Source organism: Shewanella yunxiaonensis (genome assembly GCF_018223345.1).
GTDB classification, from domain to species: domain Bacteria; phylum Pseudomonadota; class Gammaproteobacteria; order Enterobacterales; family Shewanellaceae; genus Shewanella; species Shewanella yunxiaonensis.
This window is the reverse complement of sequence record NZ_CP073587.1, coordinates 3,736,556-3,752,763: the sequence shown is the minus strand read 5'-3', so window position 1 is coordinate 3,752,763 and position 16,208 is coordinate 3,736,556. Positions and strand designations below refer to the sequence as shown.

The 16,208-nt window shown below is 50.9% G+C and carries 15 protein-coding genes; 8 read left to right on the top strand and 7 right to left on the bottom strand.

From position 1 onward, the window contains the following. Window positions 1-31: 31 nt before the first annotated feature. The 3 genes from tdh to KDN34_RS17140 form a co-directional block, all read right to left on the bottom strand. Window positions 32-1,057 carry an L-threonine 3-dehydrogenase gene (gene tdh, locus KDN34_RS17150; RefSeq protein ID WP_212596713.1) on the bottom strand — a complete coding sequence of 342 codons (1,026 nt, stop codon included), beginning with the start codon at window positions 1,055-1,057 and terminating at the stop codon, window positions 32-34. A gap of 19 nt (window positions 1,058-1,076) precedes the next feature. Next, window positions 1,077-2,270 carry a glycine C-acetyltransferase gene (locus KDN34_RS17145; RefSeq protein WP_212594895.1) on the bottom strand — a complete coding sequence of 398 codons (1,194 nt, stop codon included), beginning with the start codon at window positions 2,268-2,270 and terminating at the stop codon, window positions 1,077-1,079. Between the two features lie 215 nt (window positions 2,271-2,485). After that, window positions 2,486-3,130: a TetR/AcrR family transcriptional regulator gene (locus tag KDN34_RS17140; RefSeq protein ID WP_212594894.1), complete on the bottom strand. Its 645-nt coding sequence runs from the start codon at window positions 3,128-3,130 to the stop codon at window positions 2,486-2,488. Between the two features lie 95 nt (window positions 3,131-3,225). Between KDN34_RS17140 and waaA the strand changes: the two genes are divergently transcribed. Further along, complete coding sequence (gene waaA / locus KDN34_RS17135) at window positions 3,226-4,506, top strand: lipid IV(A) 3-deoxy-D-manno-octulosonic acid transferase (protein WP_212594893.1); 1,281 nt, start codon at window positions 3,226-3,228, stop codon at window positions 4,504-4,506. On the opposite strand, the gene KDN34_RS17130 is transcribed toward waaA, so the two are convergent. Further along, window positions 4,490-5,209 carry a 3-deoxy-D-manno-octulosonic acid kinase gene (locus KDN34_RS17130; RefSeq protein ID WP_407695777.1) on the bottom strand — a complete coding sequence of 240 codons (720 nt, stop codon included), beginning with the start codon at window positions 5,207-5,209 and terminating at the stop codon, window positions 4,490-4,492. The genes waaA and KDN34_RS17130 overlap by 17 nt on opposite strands. 85 nt (window positions 5,210-5,294) lie before the next feature. Between KDN34_RS17130 and KDN34_RS17125 the strand changes: the two genes are divergently transcribed. The 7 genes from KDN34_RS17125 (at window position 5,295) to KDN34_RS17095 (ending at window position 12,700) form a co-directional block, all read left to right on the top strand. Continuing rightward, window positions 5,295-6,338 carry a glycosyltransferase family 9 protein gene (locus tag KDN34_RS17125; protein WP_212594892.1) on the top strand — a complete coding sequence of 348 codons (1,044 nt, stop codon included), beginning with the start codon at window positions 5,295-5,297 and terminating at the stop codon, window positions 6,336-6,338. Between the two features lie 18 nt (window positions 6,339-6,356). After that, entirely contained in the window at window positions 6,357-7,427 is a 1,071-nt protein-coding gene (locus tag KDN34_RS17120) for a glycosyltransferase family 9 protein (RefSeq protein ID WP_212594891.1), read from the top strand. Window positions 7,428-7,478: 51 nt separating this feature from the next. Continuing rightward, window positions 7,479-8,615 (top strand): glycosyltransferase family 9 protein, encoded by a 1,137-nt coding sequence (locus KDN34_RS17115; RefSeq protein ID WP_212594890.1) that lies wholly within the window; start codon window positions 7,479-7,481, stop codon window positions 8,613-8,615. Between the two features lie 24 nt (window positions 8,616-8,639). Beyond that, window positions 8,640-9,422: a glycosyltransferase family 2 protein gene (locus tag KDN34_RS17110; RefSeq protein ID WP_228730381.1), complete on the top strand. Its 783-nt coding sequence runs from the start codon at window positions 8,640-8,642 to the stop codon at window positions 9,420-9,422. Window positions 9,423-9,462: 40 nt separating this feature from the next. Further along, window positions 9,463-10,575 carry a glycosyltransferase gene (locus KDN34_RS17105; protein WP_212594889.1) on the top strand — a complete coding sequence of 371 codons (1,113 nt, stop codon included), beginning with the start codon at window positions 9,463-9,465 and terminating at the stop codon, window positions 10,573-10,575. 134 nt (window positions 10,576-10,709) lie between these two features. Further along, window positions 10,710-11,204, top strand: coding sequence for a pantetheine-phosphate adenylyltransferase (gene coaD, locus KDN34_RS17100; protein ID WP_212594888.1), 495 nt, complete (start codon window positions 10,710-10,712; stop codon window positions 11,202-11,204). After that, the gene (locus tag KDN34_RS17095) at window positions 11,204-12,700 is read left to right on the top strand and encodes a capsule assembly Wzi family protein (RefSeq protein ID WP_212594887.1); all 1,497 of its coding nucleotides are present in this window, start codon (window positions 11,204-11,206) and stop codon (window positions 12,698-12,700) included. Before coaD ends, KDN34_RS17095 begins: the two co-directional genes overlap by 1 nt. Before the next feature lie 52 nt (window positions 12,701-12,752). Here the strand turns inward: KDN34_RS17095 and KDN34_RS17090 are convergent, their stop codons facing one another. From KDN34_RS17090 to KDN34_RS17080, 3 genes are read right to left on the bottom strand one after another with little or no spacing between them, the layout of a single operon-like run. Next, window positions 12,753-13,886: an ABC transporter permease gene (locus KDN34_RS17090; protein ID WP_212596710.1), complete on the bottom strand. Its 1,134-nt coding sequence runs from the start codon at window positions 13,884-13,886 to the stop codon at window positions 12,753-12,755. Further along, a complete protein-coding gene (locus KDN34_RS17085) occupies window positions 13,886-14,620 on the bottom strand; it encodes an ABC transporter ATP-binding protein (protein WP_212594886.1) in 735 nt (244 codons plus the stop codon). Before KDN34_RS17085 ends, KDN34_RS17090 begins: the two co-directional genes overlap by 1 nt. Next, complete coding sequence (locus KDN34_RS17080) at window positions 14,617-16,110, bottom strand: alpha/beta fold hydrolase (RefSeq protein WP_212594885.1); 1,494 nt, start codon at window positions 16,108-16,110, stop codon at window positions 14,617-14,619. The genes KDN34_RS17085 and KDN34_RS17080 overlap by 4 nt, the downstream gene beginning before the upstream one ends. Window positions 16,111-16,208: the final 98 nt, after the last annotated feature.

Sequence of the window (16,208 nt, the reverse complement as noted above, 5' to 3'; positions counted from 1 at the left end):
CACTGCTTCAGTACAGTGCCCTGTCAAAAGATTAGTCCCAGTTAAGGATCACTTTGCCAGACTGTCCTGAACGCATGGCATCAAACCCTTGTTGGAAGTCATCAATGGCAAAGCGGTGCGTGATCACTGGCGAAATGTCCAGACCCGATTGGATCAGACTGGCCATTTTATACCAGGTTTCAAACATTTCGCGACCGTAGATCCCTTTGATCACCAAGCCCTTGAAGATCACTTTGCTCCAGTCAATGGCCATCTGGCCGCCAGGAATACCGAGCATGGCGATTTTGCCGCCGTGGTTCATCGTGTCGAGCATGGCATGGAACGCTGATGGCACCCCGGACATCTCCAATCCCACATCAAAGCCTTCCGTCATCTTCAGCTCTTGCATTACCTGCTTCAGATCCTGTTTGGCGACGTTTACCGCACGAGTTGCACCCATTTTACGGGCCAGTTCCAGACGGTAGTCATTTACATCAGTGATAACCACATGACGAGCCCCTACGTGTTTACAGATAGCGACCGCCATAATGCCGATAGGACCGGCACCGGTGATCAGTACGTCTTCACCAACTAAATCAAATGACAGCGCGGTATGTACCGCATTACCAAAGGGGTCAAAAATAGATGCCAGCTCATCGCTGATATCATCCGGAATTCTGAAGGCGTTAAATGCTGGGATCACCAGATATTCGGCAAAGCAACCTTCTCGGTTGACGCCGACACCAAATGTATTACGGCACAGATGGGTCCGACCGGCGCGACAATTGCGGCAGTGACCACAGGTGATGTGACCTTCGCCAGACACCCGGTCACCAATTTTAAAACCACGCACTTCGTCACCGACACCAACCACTTCACCGACATACTCATGACCGACTACCATGGGAACCGGAATGGTTTTTTGTGACCATTCATCCCAGTTGTAGATATGGACATCCGTGCCGCAGATGGCAGTTTTGCGGATTTTGATCAGCAGGTCGTTGGGCCCCATTGTCGGTTCCGCCACATCGACCATCCAGATACCCTGTTCGGGTTTGAGTTTACTGAGAGCTTTCATCATATTTTCCTGAAAATTATCAGATAACGCCCAGCTGTTTACCGATGCGGGTAAAGGCTTCAATGGCTTTATCCAGTTGTGCTTTGGTATGCGCGGCCGACATTTGGGTTCGGATGCGTGCCTGGCCCTTCGGAACTACCGGGAATGAGAAACCAATAACGTAAATATTTTCCTTAAGCAGGGCGTCAGCAAAATCGCTGGCCAGTTTAGCATCGCCTAACATCACTGGAATGATGGCGTGGTCAGCGCCTGCCAGCGTAAAGCCTGCGGCGGTCATTTTTTCACGGAAATAGCGACTGTTTTCCCAAACGGCGTTACGCAGATCATCGCCATTCTCTAGCAGTTCCAGCACCTTGAGCGAGGCGCTAACGATTGCCGGGGCCAGAGAATTGGAAAACAGGTAAGGGCGTGAACGTTGGCGTAACCAGTCAATCACTTCTTTTTTGGCGGCAGTGTAGCCACCGGAGGCCCCGCCAAGTGCTTTGCCGAGTGTGCCAGTGATGATATCAACTCTGCCCATCACACCGCAGTATTCGTGAGTGCCGCGGCCATGCGCGCCAATAAAGCCGACGGCATGAGAGTCATCGACCATTACCAGTGCCCCGTACTGATCGGCTAAGTCACAGATGCCTTTCAGGTTGGCGATTACCCCGTCCATTGAGAACACACCGTCAGTGGCGATCAGAATATGGCGAGCATTGGCGGCTTTGGCGGCTTGAAGTTGCTGCTCCAGATCGGCCATATCATTGTTGGCGTAACGGAAGCGCATGGCTTTACACAGACGCACTCCATCAATGATGGAGGCATGGTTCAACGCATCAGAGATAATTGCATCTTCAGCGCCTAACAGCGTTTCAAACAAACCGCCGTTCGCATCAAAGCAAGAAGAGTAAAGGATGGTATCTTCCATGCCCAGAAACGCGGAAATTTTGGCTTCCAACTGTTTATGAATGTCTTGGGTCCCGCAGATAAAACGCACGGAAGCCATGCCGAAGCCATGCTCTTCCATGCCTTGTTGGGCTGCTTTGATCAACTGAGGATGGTTGGCTAACCCCAGATAGTTGTTGGCGCAGAAGTTGATCACTTCGTGCTCACCAACGCGAATTGCGGTTTGCTGCGGGGAGACAATCACCCGCTCATTTTTGTACAGACCTTCGGCTTTAGTGTCAGCCAGTTGTTGCTGAATTTGGGCGTAGAAAGAGGAAGATGCCACCTGAAGTCTCCTTGGTTTGGTTATTCTGACTCGTGGAGTGGCGGCATTTTAACCCTAAAGCAAACCGCTCTACAGTGATTTTTCGCTGTGCTGGCGTGGCATTAGCCATATTCAGTCAGACTCCTGATTTTCATCAAAAAATCTGAGGACGTTGTTATGCCCAGTCTCACGAGTATTCGCTGCAAGTGTAATGGGTTATTGCCAGTTTTGCAGTGTTACAGCGGTTTCTTGGCCAGCCCCGCATAGTGGTGTTCGAGACGGATAAATGTTTCTGTTGAGCTGGCAGTGGCATAACCACGAAAGATCATCAGTACGCGCAGAACACCTTCGTACAATGCCGCCTTGGTGATCCCGGTGCTGTCAGATTGTGTCAGCTGATAACTGATCCAGAAGCTCACTATCATACGGATTGTGTCCGCCAGTTTGGCGATTTTGTCCGCGTCGATACTCAGAAAGCCATCGTGACATAATTGGGTTAGCAACTTGGTGGCGTGGGCTTGTACACGGACTTGTACCTTCAGATACCGTTGCTTTAGCAGCTCATCCCGACCGAGGATATCCACCAGATTGCCGTACATAAACCGGAATTGCCACATGGTGTAGAAAATTGCATCGAAGTAACTTATCAGTAACTCCACATTGAGCTGCTGTTGATCATAAGGCTGAAAGGCTGATTCCAGGTGGGTTTCGTACAGGGTAAAAATGCTGCGAATGATGTCTTCTTTATTACGGAAGTGGTAATAGAGATTGCCTGGGCTCATGCCGAGGTGGGCGGCAATATGGTTAGTGGTAGTACTGCGCTCGCCATTTTCGTTGAATAACTGCAGGCTAGCCTGGATGATTCGGTCACGAGTTTTCATAGTGTTCCTTGGTAAACACACGTCCTGGTTATTGCAGTCCCAGCGACTATGTTAACATTCTCCTTATTGTGGTTGAACCTTTTGATAATTGCCTGATGAATCTGCGTTATTACTCTATATTGTTGTACCTGCTCACGCCCTTGCTACTGCTATATCTGGTAGTCCGGGCCATAAAAAGCGCCGATTATCGAGGACGTTGGGGTGAGCGTTTTGGTCTGGGAAAAATTCGCCAGTGTGATGTGCTGATCCACAGCGTTTCTATGGGCGAGACGTTGGCGGCATTACCGCTGATCAGAGCGATACAACAACAACGACCTGATTTGACCCTCATGGTGACCACTACCAGTCCAACCGGTTCTCGGGAAGTATTGAAAGCCTTAGGCGACAGTGTGCAACATCAATATCTGCCATTTGATCTGCCGTGGTGTGTGCGGCGTTTTCTAAAGCATCTGCAACCACAACTGCTGATTATTATGGAAACCGAACTGTGGCCCAATCTATTGCAACAAGCCAAAAAGCAAGGTGCCAAACTGCTACTAGCCAATGCCCGCTTATCCGCTAAGTCAGCAGCGAACTACCATAAGTGGCGAAAACTCAGCGGGCCGATGTTGCAGTCGCTCGACAATATCGCGGTGCAAACGGCGGTGGAAGCACAACGCTTTGCGGACTTAGGGGTGGCGCTGAATAAACTGCATGTCTGCGGCAGCCTTAAATTTGATCTGCAATTGGATGAAAGCAAGCTCGCCAGTGCGCGGGCGCAACGCCAGCTATGGGGCCGACAGTCGTCACCGGTGTGGATTGCTGGCAGTGTGCACCCGGGGGAATTTGCGGCGATGCTGGCGTGTCATAAGTTGTTATTGCAACAATCGCCAGATGCTTTGCTGATCATGGTGCCGCGCCATCCCGAACAATTTGATAATGCCGCGGAAACGATCCAACGCAGTGGTTTACGTTTTGTGCGTCGCAGTGTCAGTCGCGACCTTTCGGCGGATACCCAAGTGCTGCTGGGCGATACCATGGGGGAATTATTGGCTTTGTACAGTTGTGCTGATATTGCCTTCATCGGCGGCACGCTGATCAATAATGGTGGTCATAATCCACTGGAGCCCGCCGCGTTAGGATTACCAGTATTTGAAGGGCCTAATCATTGGGATTTTAAAGAGATCAGTGAAATGCTGGTGGCTGCAGGCGCGATGCAGCTTGTCGAAAATGCATCACAACTGGCTGCCGCAATACAGCCGTTATGGGCGGAACCTGCTTGTTGGCAACATGCCAGCCGTGCCAGTTTATCTGTGGTCGCGGCTAACAAAGGCGCGTTGCAGCGTCAAACCTCATTGGTACTGCAACAGCTGGCGACAATCAAGCCAGCGGGTTAACGCGGTTATATCCTGCCATTAACCATTGCCAGCATTGCGCATTAAATGCCAGTGCTGGCTGTTTGCCTTGTTCTTTATTGAATGAGCGCAACAATCTGTCCAGATTCGCTTGCTGCCAGATTTTCAAAGGGATTTTTTCACTGCCACGATCAAAATCAATCAGATAGAACTGGTTGCCACTTAGCAGAATATTCTTAGCGTTAAGATCGGCGTGGTACACGCCGCAACGGTGAAATTCTGCAATCTGGGCACCAAGCTGTTGCCATTGGGTGTCACTCATGGGGGTGTTCGCGAGTATTGCGACCAAATCCTGCGCTCCCGCAATGCGCTCAATCAGAATGTCGGCGCGATACCACAGACCAAAGCGTTCCACATTGGCCGCGACGGGTCTGGGTACCGGCAAACCCTGCAAATACAGCTTTTCTAGGAGCGCCAGCTCTGCCACTGCACGGGTGCGGTTGGAACCGGTAAACAGATAGGCATCTTTGCTGAATTTTTCCATTAGACCGCCACGCCAGTAATGGCGCAGCACCCACTGTTGCTGGTCATATTGCACAAACCAGGTGATGTAACGGCCGGTGGATGAGCCAGTGATCGCCTGGCGTTGCCGCCAGAACGATTCGCGGAACCATTCCGGGGTGATATCCGAAGGCGTTGTCTTCGTGGTAGCGATACAACCGTTGGCGGTTTTTATCAGTTGCATGGGAAATCTAATGTGTAAGCATGGAACCTGCGGCCATTCTACATTAAGATCCGGGGCTTGCATCCCATTACCGGCATTTGTTCCGATGAGTTTTGATCCCCGCCAAATCCGTTCACTGTGTTTATTGCGTTTATCTGCGATTGGCGATGTTTGCCATGCGGTTGCCATGGTGCAGGCGATCCAGCGGCAATATCCGGCGCTAGCGATCACCTGGGTGATTGGTAAGGTGGAGTATCAGCTGCTTAAACATTTGCCGGGAATTGAGTTTGTCGTGTTTGATAAATCCCAAGGTTGGCGAAGTTATCGGGTACTCAAACATGCATTTCACGGCCGCCGTTTTGACGTACTGCTACATATGCAGGTGGCATTGCGCGCCACTATTGCCTCTTTGATGATCCCGGCCAAAGTGCGTATCGGTTTTGATCGAGCACGGGCTAAAGAAGGCCAGTGGTTAGTCACTAATGAACACGTGGCGCCATTGGCAACGCCGCATGTACTAGATGGCTTCATGGGATTTGCTGCCAAGTTAGGGGTAACAGATCTAGCGCCGCGCTGGCAGATCCCAGTGCCAGTTGTAGCTACTGAATTTGCCCAGCAACAGATGGGCACGCAGCGCTGGTTGGTGATCTGCCCGGCTGCCAGTAAAGCAGAACGCAATTGGCTACCAGAACGCTACGCGGCTCTGGCAGAACATGCCGCGGCAAAGGGGTTTAATATCATGTTGTGTGGTGGCCCTGCCGCCATGGAACAGCAACTGGCCGTTGATATCATCAACGCGTGTCAGTGTAAGATCAGCAACCTCGTTGGAAAAACCAGTTTGGTTCAGATGCTGGCAATCTTACGTCAGGCATCATTGGTGGTGGCTCCGGATACCGGGCCAACCCATATGGCGGTCACTCAGGGAACGCCGGTGATTGGCTTATATGCTCATTCTAATCCCGGCCGGACGGGGCCTTATTTATGGCGCCAATATGTGGTTAGCGTCTATGACCAAGTGATTGCGGAGCAACATCCGGATAAACCGGTACGTTGGGGAACTCGCGCCAAAGGTGAACACCTGATGGAACGCATATCGGTTGCGGCAGTACAGGAAGTTTTTGATCAGGTGATAGCAGAACAGCACCTGTAATTATCAATGGAAGCATATATGGCAGAGCCGTCCCGTCAGGACCTGAAATTTTTATTTATCCCGGTGTCTTCTGCTGAAGGCATCGGCGAGTATATGCGCTCACTGATATTAGCCGATGCCGTCGTTAGCCGTTGGCCTCAGGCGCAGATCCATTTTATTTTAAATCGTGATGCGCCTTATGCCGCGAATTGTCCTTATGCGGCTGACTTATTGGATGAGACACCAACCAAGCGCGTTGCTGCGGTTAATCGTATCATTTCAGATTATCGACCAGATGTGGCGATTTTCGACGCTTCTGGCCGCCGCACACAGTTGCAACATGCTCAGCATTGTGGCGCCAAAGTGGTGTTTATTAGTCAGCATCGCCGCAAACGCAGCCGTGGTCTGAAATGGAAGCGTATCTGCGCCACGGATAGTCATTTAGTGGTGCAACCACACTTCTTTATCGGTGATATCAGCTGGCTTGAGCGTTTCAAACTCTGGTTATTACACAAGTCGGAGCCGCTGGTGATCGGGCCGGTTTTTTGTCCACCTAACCAGGCTCGACAAACCGCATTACTACAACAGTACCAACTGCAGTCGGACGCTTTTTGGCTGTTTAACGCCGGTTCCGGAGGTCATCGCGTTGATGGCATCTTGGTGGCTGATGCATTTGCCAAGGCGGCGGCGGCGATGTATCAGCAAACAGGCATGACCTGTATCGTCGTATATGGCCCCAATTACCCGCAGGCATTGCCTCAGTTACCAGGGGTTATCGGTATCGCGGCAATCAATAACACCGATTTCATCAGTCTACTGAGTGCCGCAAAAGGCGCGGTACTCGCAGGTGGCGACACCTTGTTGCAGGCGTTGGCGTTACATGTCCCGACATTGGCGGTATCGGTGTCGAAAGATCAGTTTGCCAGGGTGGATAGTTGTGTACGACAGCAGCTGTGTCTGAAGGCGGATTTTAATGCCGCCGCTTTGGTTGAGGCCTCGCGCCAGTTGCAGGAACCTCAGACGATTAACCGACTCAAACAGCAGATGGCGTCACAAGGGTTGAGTAACGGACTTGACGCCGCCATCGCCCAAATTGAAGCTTTACTCTGAATAGATATCGGGCAGCCATCCTGCACCAGAATCGAGAGGTGATATAACACAATGGCCGTAATCGACAAGGCATTACTACTGAAAGCCCAAAAACTGTTGGTCATGTCTCCCTTTGCGTTAGGCGACTTTCTGTATATCAAAACCTTTCTGGAAGCGGTAAAGCAACAATACCCGCATCTGCAAATCGATATCTGGTTGGATGATGATCGCAACGATAAGCAAGTATGGCGGTTAGCGCGTAGCCACATTATGCAGCAATGGATTGAAGCTGAGCCTGCCTTCGGAAACATGTGGGGCTGTTGCGATTCACCAGTACAGCAGCAACGGCAGATAGCTCAGGCGGCACAGCAAGGTTACGACATTATTGTGACCTTGCCACAATCACGGGGCAAACGTTACTTGAGCATTGCCCGCAAAATCGCGCCTGCCGCACTACTGGTGGCTGGCCCCTGCCAGTCCTTTTTGGCCAAGCGTTTAGGTTTCTGGTTTTATCGCAAAGCCAATGCACGGTTCGCTCCAGATATCAGGTTACTGCCGCAGGATCATCACATCACCGACCGTTATTATCAGTGGGCGCACGGAATTTTTGGGATTGAGTTAGCCGGCTCGGCATTACTGCCATCGCTGCGACCCGATAAGCCATACCTTACCGCCGCTCAGCAGTGGATTGCACAACACTTTCCCAATCAATCCGGCCCGTTAGTTTTCCTTAATCATCTGTCCACCGATCATCGCCGGGATTGGAGTATCGGCCAATTATTTGCGTTGATTGATACCGTGAATCAGCGTCGACAAAGCCGATTTATCTTGAATGTCACTGGTGAAAAACAGCAGGAAATTCAACAGGCAGTGAGCCAATTACCGACCGCGTTACAGTCGCAGATAGCGGTGTTTACCGTGAGTGGCCATTTTTTTGAGCTGCCAGCGATGATTGCTTGTAGCGATTTAGCCATTAGCGTCGAAACCTCTATCATGCATTTCGCTGGAGCGTTAAAAGTACCGTTGATTGCCTTGATGCGACAACGTAAACCTTACTGGGCGCCACCCAAGAGTGCGCTGTCCACAGTTATTTATGCCGCAGATAATGGTTATGTTAGCGACATTGCTGTGCAGCAGGTGATGGACGTTATTACACAGCGAAAGTTGCTATTAGACTGCTGCAATCGACAGCAAAGGCCCATCCAGTAAATATTTCACTAAGAGCGAAGTCGCATGAGACAACATAAAATCTCCTGTTTTCTGATCGTCTGTAATGAAGCTGACCGTATCGAACAGTGCCTGGCGCCACTGCACGGTTGGGTTGATGAGTTGATTATTCTGGATTCAGGCAGTACCGACGGCACAGTGGAAATTGCTAAAAAATATACCAGTGAAGTGCATTGCACTGACTGGCCGGGGTATGGCCCACAACGTAACCGCGCTTTGGCTCTGTGCCAGTATGACTGGGTATTGACCATCGATGCCGACGAGGTGATGACTGAAGCTTTGAAAGCAGAAATTGATGAAGTGCTGTCTGTTGCCGATCCTGGTGTCAATATGATTAAAATTCCCTGGAAAACCTATTTTTTCGGCAAGTTTTTGAATCATGGCCGTTACACCGCACCACAAGGCAAACTGTTTTATAAGGTCGGGGCGAAGTTTAAGGAACGACAGGTACATGAGACGTTGTTGCAGCCCAACCAGCGCATCAAAGTACTCAAATCCGCGCTGTTACACTACAGTTGGCGCAACTATCAGCATGTGCAGGAAAAACATCTTAAGTACGCTTGCCTGATGGCGCAGGAAAAAGCCAACAAAGGTAAAAAAAGCACGATTGCTTTTGCGGTATTGCGTTTTTTCACCGATTTTTTCCAGCAATATGTCCTCAGTTTAGGATTTTTAGACGGTTGGCGGGGATTGCTGATGGCGATTATTCTTGGCGAGTATGCTTTTCATAAATATGCTGCATTAGCGGAGTTATCGATACAAAAAGACGACTCTGTGGGGCTCCGATAACTATGTACCCACTCCGGCATGTCGCATCAGGATTTTGCTAATGTCCCATACGACTTTACCTAAACGTATCGCTATTGTGATTGATTCGCTTTCCGGCGGCGGTGCCGAAAAGGTGATGCTGACCTTGGCAAAGGGACTGCAAGCCCGGGGACATGAACCACATCTGCTGGTGTTGGAACCTGCGGTTGAACATGAAGTCCCGGTGGATATTCCTTTGCACTTTTGCTTCGGTGCCAATGAACACAATCTGGACAGTTTTTGGCGCCTCAACGGCACCGTGGCCAAGCTTAAAAATTTCCTGACACAATTACAGCAGAACATTGGACGTTTTGATCTGTTTCTGTCCAACCTGCATCAGACCAATTTGTTGATGACACATACAGGCGTATCGCCCTTGTACTGTGTGGTGCATAACTCAATGGACGAGGAGTTGAAACGCCAGCGCAAACTCGGGCCTATCGCCTGGTTGGAGATGTGGCGGGCACAGAAAGCACTGAATGGTCAGCATCTTATCGCTGTGTCTGAAGGTGTCGCTGACGAGTTACGCCAGTCAACACGGATCATGCCGGCTTCAGTGACCACCATTTATAATCCGTTTGCGCTGGCGGAGATCCGCGCGCAAGCTGAGCTTATTCCCGAAGATTTGCCCAAAGGTGATTATCTGATCCACGTTGGGCGTTTTGCGCGGCAGAAACGTCACGATGTACTGTTTGCCGCGTTAAAGCAGATGCAACATAACCTTCCGTTAATCTTGTTGTGCAGTAATCGTAAGAAAGCGCAGAAAGCCATAACTAAATTTGGATTGCAGCAGCGAGTGATTGTCGCGGGCTTCCAACAAAATCCGTTTCCGTGGATCAAGCATGCCCGCGCTTTGGTGCTGAGTTCTGATTATGAAGGATTTGGCAATGTACTGCTGGAAGCCCTTGCCTTGGGAACTCCGGCCATTAGCACTGCCTGTCCTCACGGACCAACAGAAATTTTGACGGGCAATCTGGCGCAATGGCTGGTACCCCGGCGAGATCCGGTGGCATTAGCGAAAAAGCTGGATCAATTGCTTGATAGCAAGCCAGATGTGACCGATGCGGAGATCCTCTCCAAGGTGACATTGGACACCATAGTACAGCAGTATCTGGCGCTCATTGCGGACGAATAACTGTTAACCATCCTACAGCGGATGGTTGTGCATGAGACTAACAGTTGTGGCAGAATAGCGCACCAAAGAACGGATAAACCAACAGCGATACAGAACGTTATCGCGAGATTTATCTTCGGTGCAGTGGAGGAGCAATGCATACCAGAGCCATCTATCCCGGAACGTTTGATCCCGTCACCAATGGTCATACCGATCTGATCGAGCGCGCGGCAGCGTTGTTCCCGTCACTCGTCATTGCGGTTGCTGCTAATCCCTCGAAACAGCCACGATTTTCGCTGCAACAACGCGTTGATATGTTGCAAACCGTGACGGCGCATCTGCCCAACGTTGAAGTGGTGGGATTTAGTGGATTGCTGGTGGATTTTGCCAAACAGCAACAGGCGAGCGTGTTGGTGCGCGGGTTACGGGCAGTGTCTGACTTTGAATATGAGTTTCAGCTGGCCAGCATGAATCGACGCCTTTTCCCAGGATTGGAGAGTGTGTTTCTAACACCATCCGAAGAAAACTCTTTTATCTCATCGACATTGGTGAAAGAGGTGGCGCTACATGGCGGCGATATCAGCCAGTTTGTCCATCCTGAAGTCGCGAAAGCACTGGTGCAAGTATTTAAAAAACAAGGAAGTAATTGATGCAACATAAGTGGTTTAAATCAATATTGGGCGTTTGCGCGTTACTGTGCAGCGCCTTGGTGAGCGCCGCGCCTTGGGTCGACACCAGTGATGTTTACCTGCGTGCCGACATTCAGTCGCTGGCTGATGCCGGGGTGATTACCGTGCCGGTGAATACCTATCCGCTGATGTGGGCCGGTATTGGGGCTGATTTGGCCAAAGTTGAACCCGAGAAACTCACCGCTGCGCAGCAACAGGCGTATGCGCGCGTTAATTATTATTACCAGCAGGCCATCAGTAATGAAGGCAACAGCAAAATCAAAGCTTCGCTGGCAACTGATAGTGCTCGTTTTCAGCATTTCGGCTCTGACTACCGGGAAAAAGGCGAACTTACTGCATCGCATGATTATGTCGGTCAGCGGTTTGCCTACAAGTTGTCAGTTACCGGTGCGTTGGACCCGGAAGATGATAAAGCGTTACGCCTGGATGATTCCTATTTTGCCGCCATTCTGGGCAACTGGGTGGTAACGATGGGGAGTGTACCGCAGTGGTGGGGGCCTGGATTTGACACCGATCTCATCAAAAGTACCAATGCCAGACCTATGCCATCACTGATGCTGAGTCGCAATGATGCCCATGGTTTCGAAACGCCCTGGTTGTCCTGGATCGGTCCCTGGACTCTGACTACTGGCTTCAGCTGGGAAAATGATGACCGTGCCGTTGAGGACACTGCGTTATGGAATTTCCGCGGTACGTTGAGACCGCTGCGTCAATTAGAGATCGGCTTCTCCTGGACCACGCAGATCTGCGGACAGGGGCAGGACTGCGGCCTTGGCACCTTCTGGGATACGATTTCGGGCAATACCGTTTGTTCTGATGGTTCTACGACTTGTGCCCCCTCGCTGGAGAGCAAGATAGGGAACCAGATGGCCGGTTATGATATCCGCTACGCTGACAACTGGTTCGGTGTGCCGGTGGGGCTATATTTGGAGAAAACTTGCGAAGATTCCAGTGGCCCTTCCCCTTGGCAGTTAGCAGACTGTGCCAAGTTATATGGCGCTGATACCCGCTTTAACTTCAATCAGCAGCAGTACAAACTGTTTCTGGAATACTCGAACACTTTGGTGGCCTGTGGTACCGACCCCAATACGTTTAACTGTTTCTACGAACACAGCACCTATCTCAGTGGTTCCCGCTACTATCGCCGTAGCTTAGGCTCTACTTACGATAGTGATGCGAAAGTGTATGTGCTTGGATTAATAGGCCAATATACCAATAGCCGTGGTATCCAGGCATATTTACGCTATGCCAAGCTGAATGATGATGGCAAGAATGTGGATAACGGCTGGGCACCGATGCCCCCCAAAGAAGATCTACTGATGTTAGAACTCAGTTATCGTATGCCTGCTTTCAATGGCATGGTAACCCTCGGAGGCACAGCTTCACGTTCGCAGTTTGAAACGCGTAGCAATGACACCAATAGCAGCCTGTTTGGTAGCTACGAGTATCGTTTCTAACGCCATTATTTCGTGATAAAAAACGCCAGCGTATGCTGGCGTTTTTGTGTGCTCACAGACCGAAGATCACTTTTTCACTGCGTAACATGCGCGTCAGTGCCAGCGCCAGTATAGCCGCTATCAGCAGTGTTAGCGCTGAAGCGGCACCCAGTTCCAACCAGGGAATGGCTTTGCCCTTTATGACTTCCATTAATGCTTGTTGCTGCCCGGAAACGGGTAACCATTTCAATACTTCCGGGGCAATGTTGTAGCTGGCGCTCATGGCCAGTGCCAAGGGAATGAACATTACCATGGTCAGGTAAGACTGGGCTTCCTTGAAGGTTTTTGCCATAAAGGATACAAACAGTTGCAAACTGGCGGCTAACATGGCCACCGGCAAACCGACCACCAGCATCAATGCCATAAACGATGGACTGATAGTGATACTAAATCCCAATTCCGGCCACGGCACCATCGGGTAAGCGAAATGCGAAATCAACAGAATAAGCACAAGTCCCAGCATCGCGAAAACCGTCACCGCTAATAGTTTGGACAGCACCAGTTGTCCGGTGGTGATCGGATGACTCAGTAACAGTCCGAGTGAGTTGCGTTCACGTTCCCCGGCGCTGGTATCGATTGCCAGATTCATGCCGGAAATAAATACCGAATACAGCATCGTAAACAGTGCTATTCCCAGGATCATGCCGCCTTTTGAATCTGGCGTGGCCTGGTCATGCAGCTCAACTGTCAACGGTTGCAGCACCCGCGGGTCAATTCCGCGTGCAATCAGCCGCAGACTGCCCATCTCTGCCGAATACGCCTGCAGCGCTTTTTGTAAGCGCCGGATAGATTCCTGCATTTTTTCATCAGAATTGTCGGCGATAACGGTAACCTCAGCGCTTTGGCCCCGGGCCATGTTAGCCGGGTAGTCCTCACTGATTTCCAGCACTAATTTGTCGGCTTTTTTACCAGTTTCGTTATTGATGCCCTGTTGTCCCAAATAACGCACCAAGTCCGGCGCTTTGTCGGCATGGATCATTTTTACCGGGAGATCATCCGGACTAGACAGCTGGTTGATCAACACGATAAACAGGCCACACATCAATAATGGCGTGCCAATAGCATAGTAAAGTCCGGCTAACACCGAGCGTTTGTCGCGACTGGCATCTATCAGCTCTTTTCGCAGTAACGTAATGACCTTAGCAATCATGCCGCAATCCCCTCATCTGTGCCTATCAGTTGAATAAAGGTTTCTTCTAGTGAAGATTGCCCCGTCTGCTCACACAGTTGCTGCGGACTGCCGATGGCAGCCACTCTGCCGTTCGCCATAACAATAACCCGGTCACATAAGGCTGCGACTTCCTGCATCACATGACTGGAAAACAGTACACAGTGACCCTGCCGCTTCAACTCCAGCAACAGTTCCCGTAACACCCGGGTGCTCATGACGTCCAGTCCGCGGGTCGGTTCGTCAAGGATGATATTGGTCGGCTGGTGGACGATGGCTTGTGCCAGCGCGGTTTTCATTCGTTGCCCTTGCGAGAAGCCTTTGCAGCGACGATCAGCAATATCTTCCATTCGCAGTTTACTCAGCACCTGGGCGGTGGCCGCGCTCGCCGCGCGATTGTTCATGCCGCTGAGCCGGGCGAAATAGCTGATATATTCCCTTGGTGTCAGCCGCTCATATAAGCCAAAAGGATCGGGAAACAACCCTAATTGTTGCTTGGCGGCAACGGTTTGCTTCGCAACATCAATACCGTCGATTTCGGCAAAGCCTGCATCGGGTTTTAGTAGGCCGAAAATTGTGCGCAAACAGGTAGTTTTCCCTGCACCGTTAGGACCGAGCAGTCCGGTAATCATGCCGTTCTCCGCCTGGAAGCTCAGTTGGTCCAGCGCCTGTACGTTGCCGATACGTTTGCTGATATTACTGACATTGATCATTGCAAGCCCTCCGGCATCGCTTCAACAGTGCTGGCATTTAGGTAGAAACTGCGGCGCACATCTTTTTTCAGACACTTGCCATCAATCTGGTTTATCGAACCGGTTTCCACCAGTTTGGCGATTAGGTCGCCGGCACAGGATTGTGCCGCCACATTATGGGTTGCATAGGGCGAGACCAAATGTTTGGCTTGAGTGAGCTTTGTCATCGCCATTTCCGCCCACGCCGGTGGTGTTGCCGGGTCCTTCTCGCCGGAAAGTAACAGTGTTGGAATATTGCTAGCGATAGGGGTGCCAAACTCTTTTGGCGCCGGCGGGATCTGCCAGATGGGGCAGCTCTCATCAATGCTTTGCAGCATCACTTTACCGACAACGCTCTGCTCGGCTTGTTGGCGTTGTGCTGAGGTCAGGCGTGGCCAGTCTTCGCCACAGACCACCGCTGCATGCATCCCCATGGCTAAATCGATTGCACCACTTTGCAATGATAATAATCCCAACAGCGGCTGGTAATTTTTGCGATAGGCTTGATGGATGGCAAACGGAATTAACGCTCTGATGGACGGTGAATAAAGAGCTAATCGTAGCGCCCCCAATAATTTATCGCGGGTCAGAGTCAACAACGCTGTTTCTCCCGTCACCGGATGGTGGATCTTTTCCATCACCGGATATTGGTGCAGCGACTCACTGAGTTCCTGCAACTCCTGGCGCAGTTTGGGAAACGTCTTGCCGCACAAGGCATCTTGTTCACAATCACTAATGACAAGTGTTTGTGCTCTGGCAATGGCACTGCCGATGGCTAACACGCTTTGCTGCATCGGCACAACACCGTCTAGTGTGACGGTACTGAGCGCCTGCGGATAGTCGCGCATATATAGCTGTGCCATGCGAGTGCCATACGACACCCCATAGAGGTGCAATTTCTGATACCCCAAATGATGGCGTACCGCCTCAAAATCTTGCAGTGCCTGTTCGCTGCCGTACTGGGTAATATCGGCGTGGCTTTGCAGTTGCTGTTTACATTTACGGGTTTCAGCCGCAATATCCACCGCTTCATCATCATGTGCCAGCATCTCGGTCAGATTGTCACTGTCACAGGCCAGCGGGTTAGATTGGCCTGTGCCACGCTGATCAATCAGCAGAATATCGCGATGCTGGTGGACTTTGCTGAGCATACGCTCAAATCCTGCGGCATTATCAATCGCCGATTGCCCTGGGCCACCGGCAATCCCTAAAACTGCTTCCTGTGGTGCCAGATTTTTTATCGCCGGGATCACCACATAATGAATGGCAATTTTACGGCCATCGGGCTTGTTGGGATTTTCGGCTACTTCAACGCTGCCACAGCGCAAGCGGTCAGATAAGCCGTTGACATAACAGCTGTCTGACGATGGTTTTGGTACCTTATCCGTGGCGGTTTGCGCTGATACCGTGCCGCTATAGACCATCGTCAGGCCCCATAGCGGTACGAGCCAGCGAGCATAACTCAGTTTCATGCTGATTTCCTTTTAGCCATTGGTGGCGATGTCTATCGGTTGGGCCAACACATTTCAACCAAACGAATGTCGGTCATGATAACAGTGCCACAGATTTT